Source organism: Ignavibacteria bacterium (assembly GCA_016707005.1).
In the GTDB taxonomy this organism is placed as follows: Bacteria; Bacteroidota; Ignavibacteria; order Kapaibacteriales; family Kapaibacteriaceae; genus UBA10438.
Genome location: JADJIQ010000002.1, coordinates 55,437 through 77,109, shown reverse-complemented (window position 1 = coordinate 77,109; position 21,673 = coordinate 55,437). Strand labels below are relative to the sequence as shown.

The 21,673-nt window shown below is 50.8% G+C and carries 10 protein-coding genes and 1 pseudogene; 8 read left to right on the top strand and 3 right to left on the bottom strand.

The window, feature by feature from the left end:
- Nucleotides 1-105 precede the first annotated feature (105 nt).
- Nucleotides 106-1,842 carry a peptidase S41 gene (locus IPI29_03320; protein MBK7411565.1) on the top strand — a complete coding sequence of 579 codons (1,737 nt, stop codon included), beginning with the start codon at nt 106-108 and terminating at the stop codon, nt 1,840-1,842.
- 73 nt (nt 1,843-1,915) lie between these two features.
- Nucleotides 1,916-3,037: a hypothetical protein gene (locus IPI29_03315; GenBank protein ID MBK7411564.1), complete on the top strand. Its 1,122-nt coding sequence runs from the start codon at nt 1,916-1,918 to the stop codon at nt 3,035-3,037.
- 152 nt (nt 3,038-3,189) lie between these two features.
- Here IPI29_03315 and IPI29_03310 read toward each other — a convergent pair whose 3' ends face one another.
- Nucleotides 3,190-5,145, bottom strand: coding sequence for a hypothetical protein (locus IPI29_03310; GenBank protein ID MBK7411563.1), 1,956 nt, complete (start codon nt 5,143-5,145; stop codon nt 3,190-3,192).
- A gap of 137 nt (nt 5,146-5,282) precedes the next feature.
- Between IPI29_03310 and IPI29_03305 the strand changes: the two genes are divergently transcribed.
- The 4 genes from IPI29_03305 to IPI29_03290 all read left to right on the top strand — a co-directional run bounded on the left by IPI29_03305 (nt 5,283) and on the right by IPI29_03290 (nt 14,946).
- A complete protein-coding gene (locus tag IPI29_03305; protein MBK7411562.1) occupies nt 5,283-7,607 on the top strand; it encodes a PKD domain-containing protein in 2,325 nt (774 codons plus the stop codon).
- A 49-nt stretch (nt 7,608-7,656) separates the two neighbouring features.
- Entirely contained in the window at nt 7,657-8,286 is a 630-nt protein-coding gene (locus tag IPI29_03300; protein ID MBK7411561.1) for a hypothetical protein, read from the top strand.
- A 1,299-nt stretch (nt 8,287-9,585) separates the two neighbouring features.
- Entirely contained in the window at nt 9,586-10,926 is a 1,341-nt protein-coding gene (locus IPI29_03295; protein MBK7411560.1) for a T9SS type A sorting domain-containing protein, read from the top strand.
- 9 nt (nt 10,927-10,935) lie between these two features.
- On the top strand, nt 10,936-14,946 hold the full coding sequence (locus IPI29_03290) for a hypothetical protein (GenBank protein ID MBK7411559.1): 4,011 nt from the start codon (nt 10,936-10,938) through the stop codon (nt 14,944-14,946).
- Nucleotides 14,947-15,022: 76 nt separating this feature from the next.
- On the opposite strand, the gene IPI29_03285 is transcribed toward IPI29_03290, so the two are convergent.
- Together IPI29_03285 and IPI29_03280 are read right to left on the bottom strand one after the other, a co-directional pair.
- On the bottom strand, nt 15,023-15,772 hold the full coding sequence (locus IPI29_03285; protein MBK7411558.1) for an ATP-binding protein: 750 nt from the start codon (nt 15,770-15,772) through the stop codon (nt 15,023-15,025).
- 59 nt (nt 15,773-15,831) lie between these two features.
- A pseudogene (locus tag IPI29_03280) lies at nt 15,832-17,304 on the bottom strand (IS21 family transposase).
- A 484-nt stretch (nt 17,305-17,788) separates the two neighbouring features.
- Here IPI29_03280 and IPI29_03275 point away from each other — a divergent pair.
- Together IPI29_03275 and IPI29_03270 are read left to right on the top strand one after the other, a co-directional pair.
- Nucleotides 17,789-19,201 (top strand): hypothetical protein, encoded by a 1,413-nt coding sequence (locus tag IPI29_03275; protein MBK7411557.1) that lies wholly within the window; start codon nt 17,789-17,791, stop codon nt 19,199-19,201.
- A 365-nt stretch (nt 19,202-19,566) separates the two neighbouring features.
- The gene (locus IPI29_03270) at nt 19,567-21,663 is read left to right on the top strand and encodes a T9SS type A sorting domain-containing protein (protein ID MBK7411556.1); all 2,097 of its coding nucleotides are present in this window, start codon (nt 19,567-19,569) and stop codon (nt 21,661-21,663) included.
- The last annotated feature ends 10 nt before the right edge of the window (nt 21,664-21,673 follow it).

Here is a 21,673-nt window from a genome sequence, read left to right as displayed (position 1 = left end):
CGGCACCATCACAGATGGTGCCGCCGTTTTACGTTCTTGCGCTCGGCATGACGAATCATCTCGGCTTTCACACAGATTGTCGTCTCACGTCCTATAAATGTACCTATGAGAAGTGTATCGCTGGTTTGTGCTTCAGCTGTGATTTGCCTCTTGTTCTTCTCATGCGCTAACAAGCCCCCTGAGAACAAGGCAAAGAAGCTGTCGATCGTAACGAAACTCAAGGAACATGCGCACCTGCCAGTGAAAGAGCGTCTTGCACTCTACTATCGACTTCGAGAAGAAGAACCAGGTACGTACGACTTCGGAAATGAAAACGAACTTACACTGTACGGATACTCGTATTTGTGGAAGGACAGTCTGGCAGACGCGATAGCCATTTTCGATTTGATTGTAACGGAGTTTCCAAACTCGTCAAACGCCTATGACAGTAGGGGCGAAGCACACCTGCTCGCACAGGACACGAATCGGGCATTATTGGACTATGAAAGATCGCTGCTCCTCAATCCCGACAACTTCCATGCAGAAGATATTATCGAACAGATACACCATCCTGAGAGGAAGCCCCTCACTGTACGAGAAAAGTATGAGAAGGTCTATTCCCGCGAGGAATACGGAGCAGATCTGGATCAGTTGGGGCACAAGTTGTTGTCCATCCATCCACATGCCCTGAAGTTCATAACAAAGGAACAGTACTGGAAGAATGTTAACTATAGAAAGTCATTGATCACTGCCACAACAACCTATGCCGAGTTTGCCTGGCATTGCAACGCCATCATCGCAAGCATTGGGTGTTCACACACGGCATCTTCTACGATGCAAAACGCCTATCATGAGTATGCTCTGTTGCCCCTTGAGAAGATGTTCCCACTGAGGGTTAGACTCGTGGCTGCTAAGCTGTACGTTGTGGACCCAATGAACAACGCAGATAGAGTAGCGGTAAAAGATGAGATTCTTCGCATCAACGGAATCGAAACAACCAAACTCCTGTCCGATGTGTTTGAGCATCTCCCTTCACAAGCCAATATTCAGACCAATAAACGACAGCAATTCAACACCTACTTTGCGGCTCTTCTACCATACGCGTTTGGTTTGCCAACGAGCTTCGAAATTGTCGTTCAAGGTAAGGCAGGTGCAATCAAACTTCATACAGCAAAGAAGGTCGCAACTGAGCTCTATGATCCATCGATACGAAGTTGTGCAAAGGACTTGTGTCTTGAAGAGATCGATAGAAACTCGGCTGTCCTAACGATCGCATCGTTTAACTACTATGAGTGGGGCGAATTCCCTGTATTCAGAGCATTTGTCGACAGCACAATGAAGGTTGTCCGTAGCAAGAAGTATAGAAATCTGATCATCGATCTCCGATATAATCGGGGCGGCTCTCAGTACGCAAGTATCCATCTGCTTCAGTATCTGATTGATAGACCGTTCACGTACTACTCAACGGCGCAATTCGCAGGCAAGACAGACATTCTACACGGTGAAGAAGTCCTGAAACCCAATGAGTATGTCTATGATGGGAACCTCTTCTTCTTGATCGATGGAAATGGCACTTCTACAACGGGGCATTTTATGAGCCTTGTAAATGAGCATGACCTGGGCACGATCATTGGAGAGGAATTAGGTTCGAATCAGTTCTGTACAGCCGGACAGACATTGTTTCGTCTGAGAAATACGAAGCTCGAGGTCTCAGTAGCGAACAACACTCATGTATCAGCAGCCTCGAAGCTGTCAGATCGAGTAGGAGTTCTCCCGGACTACCCAGTGGAGCAGAGCATTGAAGATTATCTGGCTAGAGTGGACGCAGTTAAGAACTTTGCACTGAGTCTGGCCAGACGATAGATTGTACGTGCAATGGTATATTTTGTCGATAAGACGAAACTCATACGTACATATCACGTCGGCAGGGAGGGGTATGAATCGCATTGTGATCCTTTTGGCACTGGTTCTCGCTGCCTGCACTTCCACCTTTGCCCATGATACCCTTCGATGGAGGGGGCCAAGCAGTAGACCGATCGAATATCCCATTGTGACCTCGTGTTGGGGTGAGGATGAAGACTATCGCAACTCAGCTCAGTTGAATAACCGGTTGGTTGTTCAGGTGCACAATGTGAAGGCCTTGCTGGAGCAGGTCGTGCTTCCGTCGAACATTGCCTTGGTGTTGGATAATGTGACGCTTGACGGCATCCGTGCCTATAGCGTTAATCGGTACACAGGTGAAGTGCGATTCATGTTGTCGATGAATGAGTTCAATGAAGCCAACAACAATGCTTGGGCGATGGTTGTCGGCAATCCACGGTCGTTTGAACGCAAAGTATCGGTGACAGTGGCCGACGCAACAACCGGTAGACAGTATGCCACTGCGGTGAGTAAGAATCATGTTATCAAGGATGGCATTATCCAGCGTGACAACAGTGGAAACGGATACTCTCTCAACCTACACGTGATCCGTCCGCTCAGACTCTGTTTCGCCGTCGGACTCACGTTGCTCATCCTCGTGTTGTTCTACATCTCCTGTAACCGCACCGGCATGCTCCGCGCCTCAACTGCTAAGTTCTCCGATGGCAGGGTCAATGTGAATGCCCCCTTCAGTCTAGCGTATGTGCAGATGGCATTCTGGTACGTGATCGTTGTTGCATCATCGATCTTCTTATGGCTTGTGACCGACGTCCTTGTGCCGTTCCCGCCATCGGTCCTTGGTGTTCTTGGTGTTGCTACGATTACGGGGCTCACTGCAGCCGCCTATGATGCAAAGGTTGATAGGAAGCTCTTAAGCATTGACAGGGACTCTCCGGATGTGTACAAGCAGAGTCAGGGTTTTATTAAGGACATCGTCCGCGACAACACCGGAACCGCCTCACTCGCCCGCGTGCAGATGCTTGTATGGACCATTCTTTTTGGTCTGTATTATCTCACCAAGGTCTATCAATCCATCACCATCCCCGACATCGACGATTCCATGCTCGTCCTGATGGGTCTTACCTCAAGCGCATACGTTGGAAGTAAACTCGCAGATCCGGGGGCAGTGAAGGTGTAAAGGGCGAAAAGGCGAAGGGGCGAAGAGGCGAAGAGGCGTGCCTCGTCTGTGCTCGGCATGACGAACTCTCGTGTCATCCCGAGCGGTGCCTGTCCTGCCGAAGGGAGGATCGATGGGCGGTGCCTCGTCTGCGCTCGGCATGACGAGTTGTCTCAGTCTCTAGAGTCATTCATCCGTTGGCTCGTAACGTAATCAATGATCGACGATCGTGTGAAGAAGTATCGGTTTTCGAAGTTAGGTGGTAGTGCCTCGCCGATACAATAGAGGAGCGAAGGATCGAAGGTTATGAATTGAAGCTCTCCATACCAAATCGAGAGAGGGTAAAGCGTATAGGGGAATTTGTTCGTTACGACAATTGTCAGCGTGTCGTCTTCAGTGTTTACCAGCGTTGCAATAGTCGCGTTATCGTTAATACTGAACCTAAGCTCTCGTCTGTCGACGTCCACAACGAACGGGACGGCGGAGTCCACGGAAAAAAACTCACGAGATCTTGTCGAGATCAAATCAAACCGCGAACGTTGCCCAGGGTCATTGTCGTAATCTTTGGGTTTACGATCAGCAAGAAAGGAATCGACGTCTGCTTTGGTGATGCCAAGATCGTGTGTAGATACCTGTCTATACGGATCCTCATTAAAGCGAACGAGACCAGCCCGGAGCTCGGCAATAGGTAACGTATCGGCGAAGTAGATCTTCCGCTTACTGTTCGTCCACCCTTTGCAAACGAGATCTCCCGATGCGAAACGGTGATATGTAATCTTTGAATCAGCACTCGGTCCAAAACATGAAGAATAGCGAACCTGCACGGTGAGAGTCTTGATATCGTGATTTAGAAACGACGTGATGGGCAGTCGATGTGTATATGCAGATACCTGCCATGTTCGCAGATTGATCTGTTGATGCCCGATCCATGAATTCATGACGATAGTGCTATCGTTGACCAACCGTGGCTTCCACATGTCTTCTTGCAGTGTCACTATTCGTTGCCATGTTGAATCGGAACCACTATGGCTGAAGTACACGCAGTCATAGCCGAACCCAACGTATCCACCTTGCACCTTCATGACTTGACGAGGGGTCGCTGCCTTATTCTCGGCACTCAACATAACAACCTTCGTCAAATGCCCGTTTGCTACATGCCATAGTGTGTTGTCGATGAGAACGGCAACGTCTTGACCGTCGATGATGACCGGGTCCAAGACGCGTATGAAGTTATGCGTAGCCAATGTGTCATACTCACGAGGCGAATGGAGGGCAAGGATCGCCCCTTCTTCAGTAATCCCAATGGCACGCCGATTAGCTCGGTCGAATGACAACTGAAAAATCGTTGGCGTCAATCTGTGCCAGACCGTGTCTGATGCACTACAGTAGCATATCTGGTCAGGTCTCGTGACGTAGACAACATCGTTGAGAAGTAGAACCTCTGGGATGTGGAATGTGTTCAACCGGGTATAATAAACACTTGGAATGTATGCTTTCGGGGCAGGCATCAACCGACTCGTCTTCCAATTGTCCGCTGTGATCGCCACCATGTTGTGTGTTGTGAGTGCTACACCCTTTAGTGAGTCAAGCATCATGATCGACGACATAAGCCCGGAATCGGGAGGTGAAGATCTCAGCACGGTCCAGCTCCAACCCATGTCCGAGGAATGGATCAGATCTCCATTTGTGCAGGCGACCCATATGCGTCCCTTCGTATCCGAAGTGACACTAACTGCGATGGTGTCGTGCGGAAGGCGGATCTTCTCCCAAGTTCTTCCACGGTCCCTTGAGCGAAGGAGTGTCATTCGCATGGCTTCCAGCTCATCATAACCTTCGCGTTGTAAAACAACAAGAAGGGAGTCTGTCACTGCCACAAACTCAATGGCACCTTTCCTAGATCTAGAACCAAGAATATCGCTGTACCACGGCACCTGAACACGGGACACAAATGTCCATTCATCTCGCATTGAAGGGGCAGTATAGAGCGCGCCCCGATCCGTCAACATCCAAACCACGTTAGTATCACTCTCAGAGCCGGAGAAACTGGTTGGGTAAACGAACAGCTCTCCGCGCATGTCTTGGCTCCTTACGGACATCGTAAGGATCAGAAGGGTGAAGATCAGACTCACATACAATGATCGATTCGAAGGCATTAAGTATAGTAACGGAGGGGACAGGATGACCGCAGATGGCAATATGCGGTTCTTGAGGATTCGATGGTTAATCTATCAGCTCGGTCCTGTTGTTTTGGCATCCCCGATATGCTATGCTCAACCTTAGATTGCACATCCTGCTACAGCGAAAACTCTCTTCCATGCCCCAATTCACCACGATTGTCGTTTTCCTGCTGATCTCTCTGTCTGCCGCCCATGCGCAGACGGAGTATGCTACGTGGGTGTTCGGTACGAATGCGGGGCTGACGTTCAACAATGGGAGCGGTGGGATCCTTGATACTCCGCGGGTGATCCTGAATCTGCCGATCGATACGCGGGAAGGGAGTTCGACCTATTCGCATCCGTGTGTTGGGTCGCTCACGCTTTATGCGATGGGGGAGACGGCCTTCGACGGAACGGGGAGGGTGCTCGATAACGGCACTGTTCTCAGCGGTGGTTCAAGTTCTTCTCAAGGGGCTCTGTGGGTGCGGGATGTGTCTCGCCCCCTGTCCGTGTATCTGTTCATACCGCCGGACATGACGGATGTAAGCGCAACGGGAACACAACACTACACGCTCAATAGGGCGGAGCTGGGTGCTGCGGGACGGTGGACGATGGTGGAGCGTGATATCGTTCTCGATCCTCGACCGGGTTCGGAGCGTATCGCTGCAGCGCACGATGCGGCAGGGACGGGATATTGGGTTGTTACGCAATACACCGATAGTGCTGTTCGGAACATTGAGTTCGTTGCCTACCATGTAACGATGTCAGGTATCGATCCGGTGAAGGTAACGTCACGCTTCATATCGTCAACTCTGCCTCAACAAGCGGGGATCATGAAGTTCTCGAGTGATGGTAGACGGCTTGCCATGACCAGTGTTGATGATGTTGTGATCGGACTGTATGACTTCGACCCGTCGACGGGAGTTGTGTCTCGACAACGTCAGATCACTCTCTCTACCTTGCCCGAGTGGCAACGTGCATCATTCTGTTACGGTCTGTCCTTCACATCCTCGGGCAACTACCTCTATACATCTGTACGAGCTTTGGGGACAGATGGCATCACGAGATCGTCCATCGTTCGGTTATCAGTTCCGTTATTGAACTTCGATCAGACTGTAGCGCCTGAACTGATCTTTGCCACCACGCTTACCAATCCCTATCCTGCAGCATTGCAGCTTGGACCCAACAGAAAGATCTACTTCACCTTCAACGACAACGTGGGTGAGATGGCATACACCGATGACTTTGGCGTAGTTGTTACCTCCATGGCCCACAGATTCCCCGGCATCTCACAGCCGCGACTCGGCCTTCCAACGTGCATCGAGAGTACCTTTCCGCGTCCAACACCCGTGTTGACGTGTGATCTTCCGTCAGGAACTATCTCCGCTTCTGATGTCTGTGAAGGGGGCTGCACTGTTATCACCCAAAACATCCAAGGCAGTCCAACACAGTGGTTGTGGTCGTTCCCCGGCGGACGTCCAGCCGTTTCTACAGATTCTATCCCTCCTCGCGTCTGCTACGATACGGCTGGCACGTACATCATCACGCTCACTGTCCGCAACAATGCAGGTGCAGTGCAGATCGCCGATACCATTACCGTACGTTCTGCGCCCGACGTCGATGCCGGACCCAATGTTTCGATCTGTGTTGGTGGGCAGCTCGATCTGTCAGCGAGCGGAGCCGTCACCTACCGCTGGTCACCCGCATCACTTGTTGACGATCCCACCTCTGCCACACCTCGCACCGTCCCCCTAACGCAGCGCACCGTCTTTGTTGTTGAAGGAACCGGTAGTGATGGATGTGTGGGTGTTGATAGTGTGGAGGTCAGTGTATTGCCCCCTCACACGATCACCGTGCAGGTGGAGAACGCCAATGTGCAGGTAGGGGACTATGCCGTTGTCCCTGTTACCGTGACATCTGCCCAAGTAGGGGGCTCCGTTCGCCTCACACTCTCTGAGCATGAGGGTCTAGTTTGGCAAGCCCCGTGGAACACTTCAGTAGACATTGATCTCGACTCTACTGTGAAGGTGCTCAGTCCGGTGGCTCTGGTTCTGCTGAACGGAGACACGAGCAGAACAGTGAATGCCAACGCAGAGATTCTCGATACTTGTGCAACAACTGCGGTACGTTCCGGTGAAGTACATGTAGAGGGCTGTGCGCTATCCGCACGGAGGATAGTACTCACGCAACCACTGACGGTAAACATTGTTGACGGACAGCTCGTTGTAACAGGAGATGGGTCCATTGATGTCACTGTGTATGACCACGTAGGTCGGTCGATCACGCAAGCTACAGGTCACCACCAAGTACGCATCACCATCGAGACAGAAAACCTACGACAACTCTTCGTTGTTGCGAGATCGGGTGGTCATGTTCTCGTGAAATACGCGATAAATGGTTTACAAGCGAGTGGAATGTCAAGCAGAAAATTATGACCTTTGTGTAGATTCTCTCGAGTGATTGTCCATCCATTAACATGATCCAATGAAGTACTGTCTATTGATTGCGTCGTTCCTTTGCTTTTCGCTCTCTGTTATTGCACAGAAAGTCGCGATCACTGAGCACGGAGAAGAGGTGTTATTGTATGACGATGGGACGTGGAAACTAAAGGAAGGTCCGTACAAAGAGACGGAGATATCCTTGAATGACACGTTGTTTGTGAAGGATCCAACAGCAACATTTCTTGTACGGAGCAAGCATATTGATGTTGGTGTATGGATCAATCCAAAGAAGTGGACGTTCTCTACGAAGGGAGACAACGATGACGTTGAGTACTTCTTCAGGAAGAAGCAGAGTGATCTGTATGGTATGTTGATCACGGAGAAGATTGAAGCGCCGGTATTGACATTGAAGGAGCTGGCTGTTAGTAACGCTCAAGAAGTATCACCCGATCTGAGAGTTGTCAAGGAGGAGTTCAGAACGGTAAACGGCAAACAAGTATTGATGATGCAGATGTCCGGAACAATCCAAGGCATCCGTATTTCGTACTTCGGCTACTACTATTCAAGCAAGAAGGGGTCAGTTCAATTCGTGATCTATACAGGTCAGAGTCTTTTTGATGAAAACAGAGCAGATATCGAAGTTCTGTTAAACGGTCTCGTAGAATTGCAATAGTCGCTTTAGCTACTCGCACTGTCCGTCTCATGTCACCCGTACCTGATCACCGATCCTTATTGGATGCAGAAGACAACGACGGCAAGAGTAAGAGGCAATTCCACGAGGTCGCTCGTCGCTCCACCCCTTGGCATCACGCGTTTCTCTTGTATAGCAATTGCCGGTTGTAGCGTTGTAAAGAGTTAAGCGTGAGAAAGGGGCTAGGGAGTGAGCTAAGCTCAATGACGGACCTGAAGGGTCGCCTGAAAGGTCGCCTGCTAAGGTCGCATGCAAGGCAGTGATCCCGTTGGGACTCGGAAGAAAACCCGCAATCACCTACTGTAAAGCCCCTTCCATTTACTGACGGTCGTTTACTGACGCCGATACTGACGGTATTTGACCCTATTCGGGGCTTCGAACCCAGAGACAATTGTGGGAGAAATCTGTATAGAAAACTGCACACGTAGATTGGAGATTCTGCTCGCGTTGACAACTGCTTTCCGCCTGTGATTGACTGACCTGCTCCCCCAAAACACTACCAGCGATAATTATGGTCTGTTAAGCAAGGGAGGGACTGGCATGGGACAGAACAATCACGCGAAATAGCGTGTCATTCTGATCTTCCCCCGCTTTCATAGACAGGTGGGTTGATCTCGTTGATGTGTAATCAGCACTTCTTCGCCAAGCGTCAGGCAGCAAAGCGCTAACCCACGATTGGATCGTGTTCGCGATCTCTTTCTTACGAATGGAAATATGCGTTCCTAAATGGGAGTTCCTATCAAGTCACGTCGCTCGCAAGACCTTTGTCTCCAACTCTCTTGAAAGGGGCATGCGCCACGAGGTCGTGATGAGCTACACTGGACACGAGAGCTACAAGACCATGAAGAAGTATACTGCCCTTACTGAAAAGAGTCGCATGGAAGATATTGAGAAGGTGCGGGGGTAAATCCAGGGTTGTATACCCCTCTTTTAACAATCATTCCGTCTAATGAATATTAGCCATATGTTGTCATCAAATAGTCATCTTGCTAGCACGCGTTCAGTGGGTGCGTCAGTTAAGGTTTTGTAAAGGTTGAAAGTTGCCAATGCATCGCGAGATTGCGTTCAACACATGGCATGATGTTTCTGTCTACCTGTTTTGCAAGTGTGTTTCATTTAATTCGTGAGGATCATATGCGCTTCTTCCTTCAAAGACTTTTACCGAATCCATCAAACGGGAAAATCATTGCACTTTCAATGATGGTCATAGTTTGTCTATTTGCTCTGTGTTTAACAAACGTGCGGGCACAGGAGAGCGTACCACCGATTGTAAGTGACACGATGTGGACATTTACTCGTTTCAACCCAAATGAAGGACCTGCTCTAGGTGGTCCATTCTTAGCCCTCGCTGAAAAAGCAGACATCCTCTTCTATACTCCAAATAATTACTTTCTCATCGTCTTCGACGCAACTACGGGCTTCCGTATTGACTCAATCGATCTCCGTCCGATTGTGGGCAAACCAAACCTACGCCCACAACGGATCTATTCGAGTTCAGATGGGTCTCGTCTCTGTGTTATGTGGCTTAGCTCCGGTTCCCTTCACATTTCTGTTATCTCATACCCGGAAAACAAGCTCATCAAGGAGCTACCGTTTGAGATCCCGAATCCATGGGAGCAATACGTCTGCAGTATTTCTCCGAACGGTCGGTTCGTTGTCGCTCCCAGGCTCATTGAGAATTCTACACGCTTTGCTTTATATGACCTAGAACGTGATACCATGTTCGCGTTGCCATTAGTCAATACAGATTCGTATTCAAATTCAATGTATGATTTTGATGATGCAAGCGCGCAACTAGTGTATACATCATCTTCAGTGGCAGGCTCCCAACTGACCATCATGGAGCTTACGAGCGGCGAGTATCGTCGGAGTTACATTCCCGGAAGATTTACCTCACCAACGTTTTCCGGTGACGGCAAGTTCATCATCACATCTGCCGATATCACAACAAATCTTGGCCTGAGTTGGTACCCGCGCGTACATGTTTACGATGTGGCTACGGGCGAAAAACGGTGGGGACTGTCAGGAAAACTAGAAACAGGAGATGAGAGACGATATGACATGCATAGCTATGCATTGTCAACAGACGGTCAAACGGCATTTGTCTTTCGCAACGACACATCAATGGCCGAAGAACTTCGTACAGGAATGTTCTACCGGCTCACTGACACAATTCCCTTCGCGCGATGCGAAACCAAGACATTTACGAATCACGACGATTTCACGGGTTTTTCGTTGTTCTCCTCAGACCTTACTCGAGGTTATATGTCTGCTGATATATTATTGTCTAGCACATCACGGTATAAATGCGACATACTTGCCGGGCGGTTCAACCTTGCACTTTCATCCATTAGCGATGGGCAGGACGTCAAACAATTCCCTCTTTTATACCCCAATCCTGCAAGCGGAACTGTGAATGCCCGTTGGGTGGGTGAAAACGCTAAAGTTCGTTGGTCTATTGTTTCAATTGGTGGTCAAGAACTAGCCGTTGGGCCCGCGGAGGCAATAGAACATCTCGTTACCATTGAACTTCCTACCAACCTCCCTCGTGGTTCTCACTTGTTGCGAATTGCGTCTACGGTAAGTGCCCAGTCTTTGTCATATACACTTGTTATTCAATAGGGGGTTGGCATGAAACTGCAATCAATAAACATCGTCTTATACCTCGCAATCGTCGCCTTGACAACTCCTTCACTGCAAGGACAGATTCGTCAACCAGAAAGACTTCCAAACTTATTATGGGTGCGCGACGCCAACGGAAACATGCCTGTTGGTGGAGAGATGATGTTTGAGCTTCCTCAAGCAAACGCTCAGAACCCGACACCGATCATCCAAGATTTCGTGGTAGGCTGGAACTGGACGAGTCTTTTCAGACCAGCGCAAGAGATTCTACGAACTAGAAGATTACATGTGCCAGACTATCGTGACGAGGCGGAGAACGCTCCTTTTCGGCATTTGCGGATAATGCAAGATGTACTTCTGCGGGAGGGTGTGCCGAACCTGCAACTGATCCCAGCGGTTAAGGGCATCTCTCAGGCAGAAGAAGACATCGACCAGCTTGATACAGATGTGAATTGGTCAGAGGAAAGACCAGGGACTAATCCAAGTGAAGCTGTTGCTATGGAGTTTTCTCCATGGTTAAACCATATTGTTAATACAAACCGATTCGAACTTCGCACAGACGACGTTTCAGGTGGAGTTTTTGGTTGGGCTTCGCGGCAGGGTGGTACGGTTCAAAATGAAAATGGTACGTACCGGATGCGATACACGCGCGGTGTTGCCGGCGACAACACTGACCCCATAGTTTTACAAGATGCGCGTCCCAATGACATGCTACGTGGATGGGCTCCGCCGCGAACGCCATATGGTTTTGACCGTTTTGACGTGCAGAATACTTTCATAATGGAGTTGTCGATTACCATTCGACGAACTGAAGATGATCCGGCAGCAGGGAATCCAACCGATCCGGTGTTGACTATAACACTTCCTTACGGGTTAGGGGTAGAAGGTGTAAATACCCATCTCATCAGATTTAACGCAATCCCTCAACTGCCAATTACCTGGCAAAACTGGAATGATCTGAACAATAATTTGATTGCTAGAATACCGGAATTTTTTGTCGATGTGAACGTTGAAGAGTTCGTAATAACAAAGGAAATGCTACCTCCGATGACGGACCCTAACCGAGAAGTGACACTCATTGCACGATTTGAATGCAGACCAAATCCAAACAACGATGCATGGATCAATCCTCTGCTTCGACGTAACGATGGCAACACAGCCGATGCAGACCGTATTGGCAGGATGAGCATATCTGTTAGGCATCATGATGATGGAGATTTAGGTCTAGGAGTTGACATTCGCAACATTCGATTGCAAACACCTTTAGCAGGTCGACTCTTTACTGGCCAGGAAGATGAGCGCATTCAACATTCGGCAAACCGTTACCTGCAGGATTTGCGCACGATGCAGAATAATCTCGGTGGCACCAATAATCCTCCGACATACCAAGTATGGCAATTTTATGGAAGGGATGAAGGACCGCGCAGGTACTGGAAGAGTTACCGGTACATTAATGCACTGCTTGGGGGCCGACTTATGACCGAGGTAGGCATGGAGGATCCCGAAGACTTCAGGCACTGTACCCAACCGCTTGTTTTGTGGCAAGGTGCAACCTTTACCACCCCACCTCAACTTGCATCATATTCGGTTAGACGTGGTTATAATGTGGCCTGGCAAACACTACCACCGCTACCAACGACTCCGCCTCCTACTGATGTAGAACGCGCTGCACATGACGCTGCGATTGTGGGTATAATACACCGATTTGCGGGTATCAGATATGGACTCTTTGATATGCGGAGTCAAACCATGGGTGGCGGGTTATTGTTGTTACATGATGATCCCGACACGTATCTCGATTGGAGGCCGATGGCAGACATTAATGGTGTGTTGCGTCCGGACACACTTCCAATTCGTCCTACTGAAGACATTGACCTTTACTTACAAGCTAATCCGGGCGGAATTTTAGCAAACTTAGAGCGGGTTTTACGTCTTGACTACGCAGCGCACCCGCATATGCTCTTCGGGACTACTCCGTGGTTAGGGCAGGTTTGGCTGAATTTTCACATGCAGGTTCGTGGTCATGCAGCACATTTTGCGAGCTTTTTAAACAACCGACCAAGATCGATGACTGAAGCACGAGTGGCGCTTTGGCTTCCAGTCATGCTTGGTGCCAAAGGCCTTATGCTCTATAGAGGTCAAACAAGCAGAGAAGGAGACGGCGCACCGTTTCCGGTATTTCCAGTTGACTTTCACGACATTATAGACGACACTGATCCAGGTTCTGACAACCTTGAAAATGGATTGATGGGGTGGTTTGATCCGAATGGAGCGCCACCACCATTCCCTGTCGACATGCAGGCGCGGCGCGCGTGGTTCTTAAGTGATCAAGCCGGCGTAGACTGGTTGGAGGACAATGATCCTACGAATGTAGCGGCATATTTCCGTCCTGATATTCAGACAGTAAGAACGTCGCTTAATGACAATGACCCCAACAATGCTCGTCTTTGGATTGGCACAAGGTCACTTACCAATGTAAGTGTTGAAGTCCTAGACAGGCTACACGCTATGCGAACGGTTCTCGGGCGAGCAACAAATGGACGGACCGATGCAGATCCTCACATCCTAACTCAATTGAGGCTTGAAGGTTGGTATGGGCATGGTTTTACGGAAATAAATGTGGCGCGTGTCAGTCCAAGTCCACTAGGTTCCTTTGTTGATCTTGGCAACGTAGCGGGCAGGTTGCGAACCCGGCATCCAAATCGGAAGAGGGACGTGTTCATAGCTAGCGGCATCCCTGGGCACTTTGACTACGAGGTATTTGATTCAACGTTCATTGACGTAACGGCTTTTTCGCTTCCGAACGACCGAACGATGACAAGCTCTGCAGTCATTGGATTAATGAACAGGCGCACTGACCCTCGAATGCTCCCGCCTGGTGCGGCATTCCAAAACAGCAACTCTTCAAACTGGAATAATGTGTCGTATGACGAGTGGCAGGCTCGTGGGCCAGCAGAGCGATATGGCCAGCGTGGCGCAAGAGAAGTTACGCTCCCATTCAATTACAGTCATGCCGATGGGCGATATCGGCTGTTGCGGATTCGTGAGATGGGAGGAGGCATCGACACTGTCATCGGCCAGGACAGAGAGCTTGCCATGCTACTCCTTCCGGGAGAAGGCAAGATGTTTCAGGTAGATGTCTTAATGGCCGATGATGCAGTCCGCACAAATAGCCAGGATATCTCCCGAGGTTTTCTAGACCACAACACTCAACGCAAGCTTGTGCACTTTCCACAGATCACAGGTTGGCAAATGCACACAGAACCGAAACCACAGTGTGGTAGTAATAGTGCTGAATGCCAGCCCCGCACGTATATGCGAACGACGAATGGCGCAACCATGCGATATCATTTAGTATACCACCGTCGTTCAAATCCCAACCTACCTTTTAGTGCAGGAAATCCACTGGACGTTTTCTATCAGCGAAGCACGGCTATGCCCATACGTTGTGCTGGAGAAGACGATTGTGTCGATCTCGGCGCAATTCAATGGGAGAACCCAATAACGATCAATAGTTACATCGTTGATACCATTATCGGCACTGACACTACGATGATCAATCCATTGAATAGGCCGTCGTGTGGATATCCCAGCGTTGTTGTACGTTACGACAGGTCCATCACCCCAGCGAGGTCTCGCGTTTACGTAGTTTACTCGTGTGAGGAAGACAACCCTGCTCTTCGAGACGTAGTCATCTACGAAGCGCAGCTTGACGCTGACATACCTTGGGAGTTGCAGGCAAACAACTACACGCGCAACGAGGGGCGTTCACGAAGGCTTGGAAGAGCGCAATCTGGTGGATCCTGTGCTGCCTTTGAAAGACTGCGATATTGGGGAACACCGGTTGTCAACGCATCGAATAGTGGCAATTTCTACGCATGGAGTTGTCATGCCGATGGCATTGTTTACGGATACAAGTTGCCTCCACAGAGAACATTTATTCCCATCAACTTCAAGAAGATGAAGGTTACGAATGGTGCAGGAACCAAGGTGGATAGAACGGGTAAACTGACCCCCTAAAAACGGAGCAAAGTGACAGTCTGATTATCTGCCAGAGAGCTTAGACATGATCTGCCAGCTGGTGAAAAAAAGATAGTTAGTTGAGTTGTTTTTCGGCGGCTACTTGAGAACGCTTTCTGAGTGACTCACCTTTAAGCTCAAGACGATGGGCAGCGTAGACGAGACGATCTAAGATAGCATCTGCGACGGTAGGTTCGCCGATGACGTCATGCCAAGCGCCCACGGGGATCTGTGATGTGATGATGGTGGATGACTTACCATGTCGGTCTTCGATGATCTCCATGAGCGCGGCTCGGCTTTGAGCATCAAAGGGCTGCAAACCGAAGTCATCGAGGATGAGTAGATGTTGCTTCTCAAGCTTGGATATCTCCTTGAGATACGACCCGTCGGCCTTGGCCATTTTCAACCTTGCAAAGAGCTTGGCGGTGTTGTGATAGGCGACGCGATAACCGGCCGCGCAGGCCTGGTGGCCGAGTGCCGAAGCGATGTAGCTTTTGCCGATGCCGGTACTTCCGGTGATGAGGATGTTCTCACACTTATCGATGAAGGTGCACTCGGCAAGTCGTAAGATGGCGTGCTTCTCAACATTGCGGTCAATGCCGAACTCCAGAGCTTCGATCGAAGCTTTATAGCGGAAGCGAGCGTTTTTGAGTCCTCGTTCAATGGTGCGGTTGTGGCGGTCGTCCCATTCGTTATCGACCAAGGCCCCGACGAGCTCATCGGGTGTGAGCTCGTCGGGGAGAGTGCCTTCGGCAATGGTCTTGAAAAGCCGGTGCATGCCATGCAGGCGCATCTTGCGCATCTTCTCTAAGGTGTCTTGGATCATGGTTGTTCCTCGGGGTTAATGGTGTTGTCAGGGTTCTGGTCATCAGGGTGTTGGTCATCATAGTGTGCGCCACCACGGATATTGTCATGGTCCGGAATGCTGCCCGGGGCTGACTCATCGGCGCCTGCCAAGTCGAGTCCTCGCTCGATGATATTGCGTATAGCGCCGTAGCCGAAGCTGCCATAGTCGCTGGCCCGTTGGCAGGCCATGTTCAGTCTGTCGCTGCCGATCTTGCGGGCAAAGCCGAGGATCCCCATGCAGCCTCGATAGGCCTGTTCCGGGTGCGGTGCCAGCTCGAAAATGCGCTTGAGATAGTCGTGGACATCGGGGCCGATGCCACCTGCCCAGGCGAGGAATCTCTCGGTACTCCATTCGGTCATGAACCGGTGGGTGGAGGCCAAGTGATCGGCATCGGTTGAATAGCCATACGGACGCGTAGATCGTGCATGGGAAGCGATACACTCGTGGTGGTGGTAGATGTCGACCGTTGCGCGAGTGTAGAGCAGCTTGACTTTGTGGCCGATGTGAATGTGCGGTACGCTGTAGTAGTGTTTGTCAGCGCTCAATGGCACATGCCCGTTGCGCATGACCGTAGCTCGCAGCTCATTGCGCAGTTCGTAGCGGATCTTGGGAAGTGGCGCCAGCGCACCCTGCTCGATCTCTTCGAAGAGTTGCCTGCGGCTGTAGGTGCGGTCTTTGAAAGCCGATGCATTGAGGGCTTCTAGTTCGCGATAAATCGCCACGTTGAGTTCTGTCAGCGACGTGAACACATGATCACGCAACGGGGCGAAGATCCGCCGGTAGACGATCTTGACCGCGCCTTCGACGAGTGCCTTGTCACGAGGCCGGTAGGCTCTGGCCGGTAGCACCGTCATCCCGTAGTGCGAAGCAAAGTCCTGAAAACTGCTGTTGATCACCGGCTCGAACTTGCTGCTCTTGGTCACCGCTGCGCGCAGGTTGTCGGGCACGATAGCTTCCGGCGCGCCGCCGTAGTATTCCAGTGCGTGCCGGCAGGCATAGATGAAGTCTTCCTTGCCCTGACTGGCCACAGCCTCGACGTAGATCAGCTGACTGGCACCCAAGATCGCGACGAAGACCTCCGCGCAGTGGACCTCGCCCGTAGCGGTGTCGGCAATGTCCAATGTCGCACCGGCATAGTCGATATACATCTTGTCGCCGGCCTTGTGTTCGATGTGCATCACGGGCTGCGCCTGTTTCAACCACACATTTATGTAGCGATTGAACTGCGTGTGACCGAAGCCGTCGGGGTGGGCTGCGCGGTACTCTTTCCAGAGAAGACGTCTGGTCACGCCGCGGCGCTTGAGCTCGCGTTCATACCGTGGCATCAATGTGAAGAGATCTTGTATTCGGCGATTCGGCTGCGGCTCTGGCGAACGCAAGAATAGATCGTGCAGCTCCTTATCGCTGAGGTTTAGCAGCTGGTCGATGCCGATGCCGCTTCTGTCAAACCGCGCTTGATACTTGCGCAGTGTATTGCGAGAGACTCCCGTCATCTCGATGATGGCCTGCATGCTCTTCTTGCGGGCCAATAGGCGAAGAATTTGTCGTACTGTACCCATACAGATCGGTGTATTGGACATGAGTCCAAGAGAATGGTGGAACATCCTCCGAGATACTCATGTCGCCGGCAGTGTATGAGCTCAAGGCCGATAACGCGCTGTCGATATGACGAGGTCGTGGGGGGGCACTTTGCTCCGATCCAACCCGTCACCGTTGACCGAACAAGACTGTCACTTTGGTCCGTTCAACGCCTGTCACTTTAGTCCGATCAGAGGGGGTATTTTAGAGCGTTCCATCCACCGGTATCGCTGGAAGTTTTCAGTGCCTTCGGTGAGCACGTAGCAACACTGATCTCTGAGGACCTTTCCGCCGGTACCCATCAGACCGAATGGGATGCACACAGCCTTCCCGGAGGAGTGTATTTCTATCGCTTACAGTCGGGCGCTTCCGTTGAAACTCGATCGTCGATTCTGATCAAGTGAATAGGGAGGGCCTATGTCAAACCATAAGTATTGTCTGATAGCAAATGCCTTCGTGTTCCTTTTTGTGACTACAGCTATAGAAGCTGTATCCCAACAAATCGTTGGATCTGGTAGGCATGCCTCTATTCTATGTGTGGATGGAGCTGTCTTTTCTTGGGGTGAGAATTATGACGGGCTTCTTGGTGACGGGACAATGACTCCGTCTCAGGAAGCCGTTCGTTCGAAAGTGCCCCCATCTGCTCGGTTGATCGGTAGACATAATGGTGTTACGGCTATTGACATTGATGGCCGCGTCTACACCTGGGGAGGAATAACCGGAAATCAGTTCGGCATGCCTTCTTGGGAGTGGAGGGAAGCAATGCCGCAGGAACTACCGTTCGTGAACGGTGTTCGAACTGCCATTACCAATTATGCGAATGCCTACTACCATTTGAAGAACGGTAGTGTAATGGTCAGTGGTGCTAACTCGCAAGGGCAATATGGAAATGGCACAACAACACGTCTTGATTCCGGGTGCACGCTGGTGCCACTGGACAGTATACTTGATGTCTTTTGTGACATTGCAACGGCATACGCAGTACGTCAAGATGGATCGATATGGGCTTGGGGTTCAAATCAAGAGAATCAAATCGATAGCTCAGCGAATCGGTACTATGACAAGCCTAGAAAGATGTTTCAAACACCAGGTGTTGCCTTGACTTTAGGAACATCGAGTGGGTTCATGAATGTCTTCGGATCTATGCGAGTTGTCACAGTTGATGGTGAAGTGTGGGTATGGGGACAGAACGACAAGAACCAGCTGGGTGTACCGAACACGAAGAGAGTGAAGGTGCCGACGAAGATCGCCATGCCTGGCAAGGTTGTTGCCATCACTGGTGGTCTATACCATACCGTGGTCCTGCTTGAGAATGGTACGGTGTGGACATGGGGCGATAACGGCTTTGGTCAACTTGGAAATCCGTACTACAACAACACTGTTGAACCTGTGAAAGCAATAGGACTTGCCAACGTAGTTGCGATCGGCTCCGGTTCGTTCTCATCGTATGCTATCATGCGCGACGGATCTCTTCACGGGTGGGGAGATAACACCTATCGTCAACTCAACCGCGACGATGCACCACGTCAGTACACAGCCGTACCTCTTCCCGTGCCATGTGGACTTGTATCAGGAGTGGCTCTAGATGATGAGAAGTCCACGACCCAAAGCTCACCTAGCCCCGTGATCGATATCCTGACAGTTCCGATTGCTGAGGGTACCACGCGCGTTGAGATCTTCTCGATAGAGGGAAGAACAGTTAACATTGTACAACCCACACTCACCGATTCAATGGTCAGATTCGATCTGTCTTCTGAGTCTCCTGGGCTTTATACAATTGTCCGCACGCGCGGAAATGTTGTAACGACCGAGGTGGTGATCAAGTACTGATGGCATCGGCAACCTTGCCTCTTTCAGTCGAACCGTAGTCTGTTGAAGATTCCGCTCGTGTTGACCGCATCATTCCGCATGTAACTGACCGCGGCATCTAATGGCATGCTAGGTTGCTAAACCCTTTGCTAGATTGACGTTGTCCTGTTGCACAGGGAAGATCACCAGTGCTTACAGTACAGAGGTTGTTTGCGGTCAGGGCAGGTGGAATTACGAGCAGTGCAACAGGATCGCATCTGAATGGATATGCAACTGCGCCGTGGTATGCCCCTTGTCGATTACGGTTTTCTGAAACCAACTACGAGAAAAGTACTCCTTACGTACACTGGCTTTGTTGTCGTGTCCTTATCAGAAAGAGATTCTTCATGATGAAACGAAGCACTTGCTTACAGACACTCTCTATCAAGGCCGCAGTATGTTTAGCCGTACTTCTCATGGCGACCGGCAATCCGATGTTAGCCCAATGGGTGCAAACCAACGGACCGCATGGCGGTGATATTCGATGCATGGCCGTCTCGGATACGAATCTCTTTGCGGGGACTTATGGTAGCGCCGGTGTCTTTCTTAGCACCAACAACGGCGCAAGTTGGACTGCGGTCAATACTGGCTTGACGAACAATATCGTCTTGTCTCTAGCCGTCTCCGGCACGAATCTCTTTGCCGGGACTGAAGGCAGCGGCGTCTTTCGTTCCACCAACAACGGCACAAGTTGGACTGCGGTCCGTATCGGCTTGCCGAGAATTAATGTCCGGTCTCTAGCCGTCTCCGGCACGAATCTCTTTGCCGGGACTGAGGTCGGTGTCTTTCTTACCACCAACAACGGCACAAGTTGGACTGCGGTCAAAACCGGCTTGACGAACTCCGATGTCAATGCTCTAGCCGTCTCCGGCACGAATCTCTTTGCCGGGACTGAGGGCGGCGGTGTCTTTCTTAGCACCAACAGCGGCACAAGCTGGACTGCGGTCAGTACCGAATTGAAGATTAGTTATGTCTTGTCCCTTGCCGTCTCCGGCACGAATCTCTTTGCCGGGACTTATGGCGGTGTCTTTCTTTCCACCAACAACGGCACAAGTTGGACTGCGGTGAATACCGGCTTGCCGGAAACTATTGTCCGGTCTCTAGCCGTCTCCGGCACGAATCTCTTTGCCGGGACTTGGGACGGTGTCTTTCTCTCCACCAACAACGGCGCAAGTTGGACTGCGGTCAGTACCGGCATGACGAACAGTTATGTCCAGTCTCTTGCCGTCTCCAGCACGAGTCTTTTTGCCGGGACTGAGGGCGGCGGCGTCTTTCTTTCCACCAACAACGGCAGAAGCTGGAATCCGGTCAATACCGGCTTGCCGAAGAGTGGTGTCAGTTCTTTTGCCGTCTCCGGCACGAATCTCTTTGCCGGGACTAGGGTCGGTGTCTTTCTTTCCACCAATAACGGCATAAGCTGGACTCAGGCGATTACCGGCTTGACGAACACTGGTGTCACTTCTCTTGCCGTCTCCGGCACGAATCTCTTTGCAGGGACTGGGTACGGTGGCGTCTTTCGTTCCACCGATAACGGCACAAGCTGGACTAATGATAATTCCGGATTGACGAACACTCAGGTCATTTCTCTTGCCGTCTCCGGCACGAATCTCTTTGCCGGGACTTACGGCGACGGTGTCTTTCGTAGCACCAACAACGGCAGAAGCTGGAAGGCGGTCAATACCGGATTGACGAAAAATTTCGTCTTGTCTCTTGCCGTCTCCGGCACTAATCTCTTTGCCGGGACTGAGGGCGGTGTCTTTCTTTCCACCAACAACGGCACAGACTGGAGAAATGTTGGTCCCGGCTTGACATATGTGGTTGTCATCTCACTTGCCGTCTCAGGGAGGAATCTCATTGCAGGGACTTACGACGGCGCCTTTCTTTCCACAGATAACGGCACCAGCTGGAGTCAGATCAATTCCGACCTAACAAAGCGACGTGTCAGTTCATTCGCCGCCTCTGGCACAGTTCTCTTTGCGGGGTGTGAGTTCGGCGGGGTCATTCTCTCATCCGATAACGGCACAAACTGGAGTGAGGTCAATTCCGGCTTGACAAATCAGATCGTCTATTCACTTGCCGTCTCCGGCACGAATCTCTTTGCTGGGACTAGTGACGACGGCGTCTGGAGGAGACCATTGTCGGAACTGATAACTTCTGTGGAAAGCCAAAGCAGTCATCCTTCAAGCATTGTTCTCGAGCAGAACTATCCGAATCCCTTCAACCCAAGCACAATCATACGATTCACTCTTCCGCATTCTGGGCCGGTATCCTTGGAAGTATTCAGTGCCTTCGGCGAGCACGTAGCAACGCTGATCTCTGAGAACCTTTCCGCCGGTACCCATCAGACAGAATGGGATGCACACGGCCTTCCCGGAGGAGTGTATTTCTATCGCTTGCAGTCGGGCGCTTCGGTTGAAACTCGATCATCGATTCTGATCAAGTGAATGGGGAGGG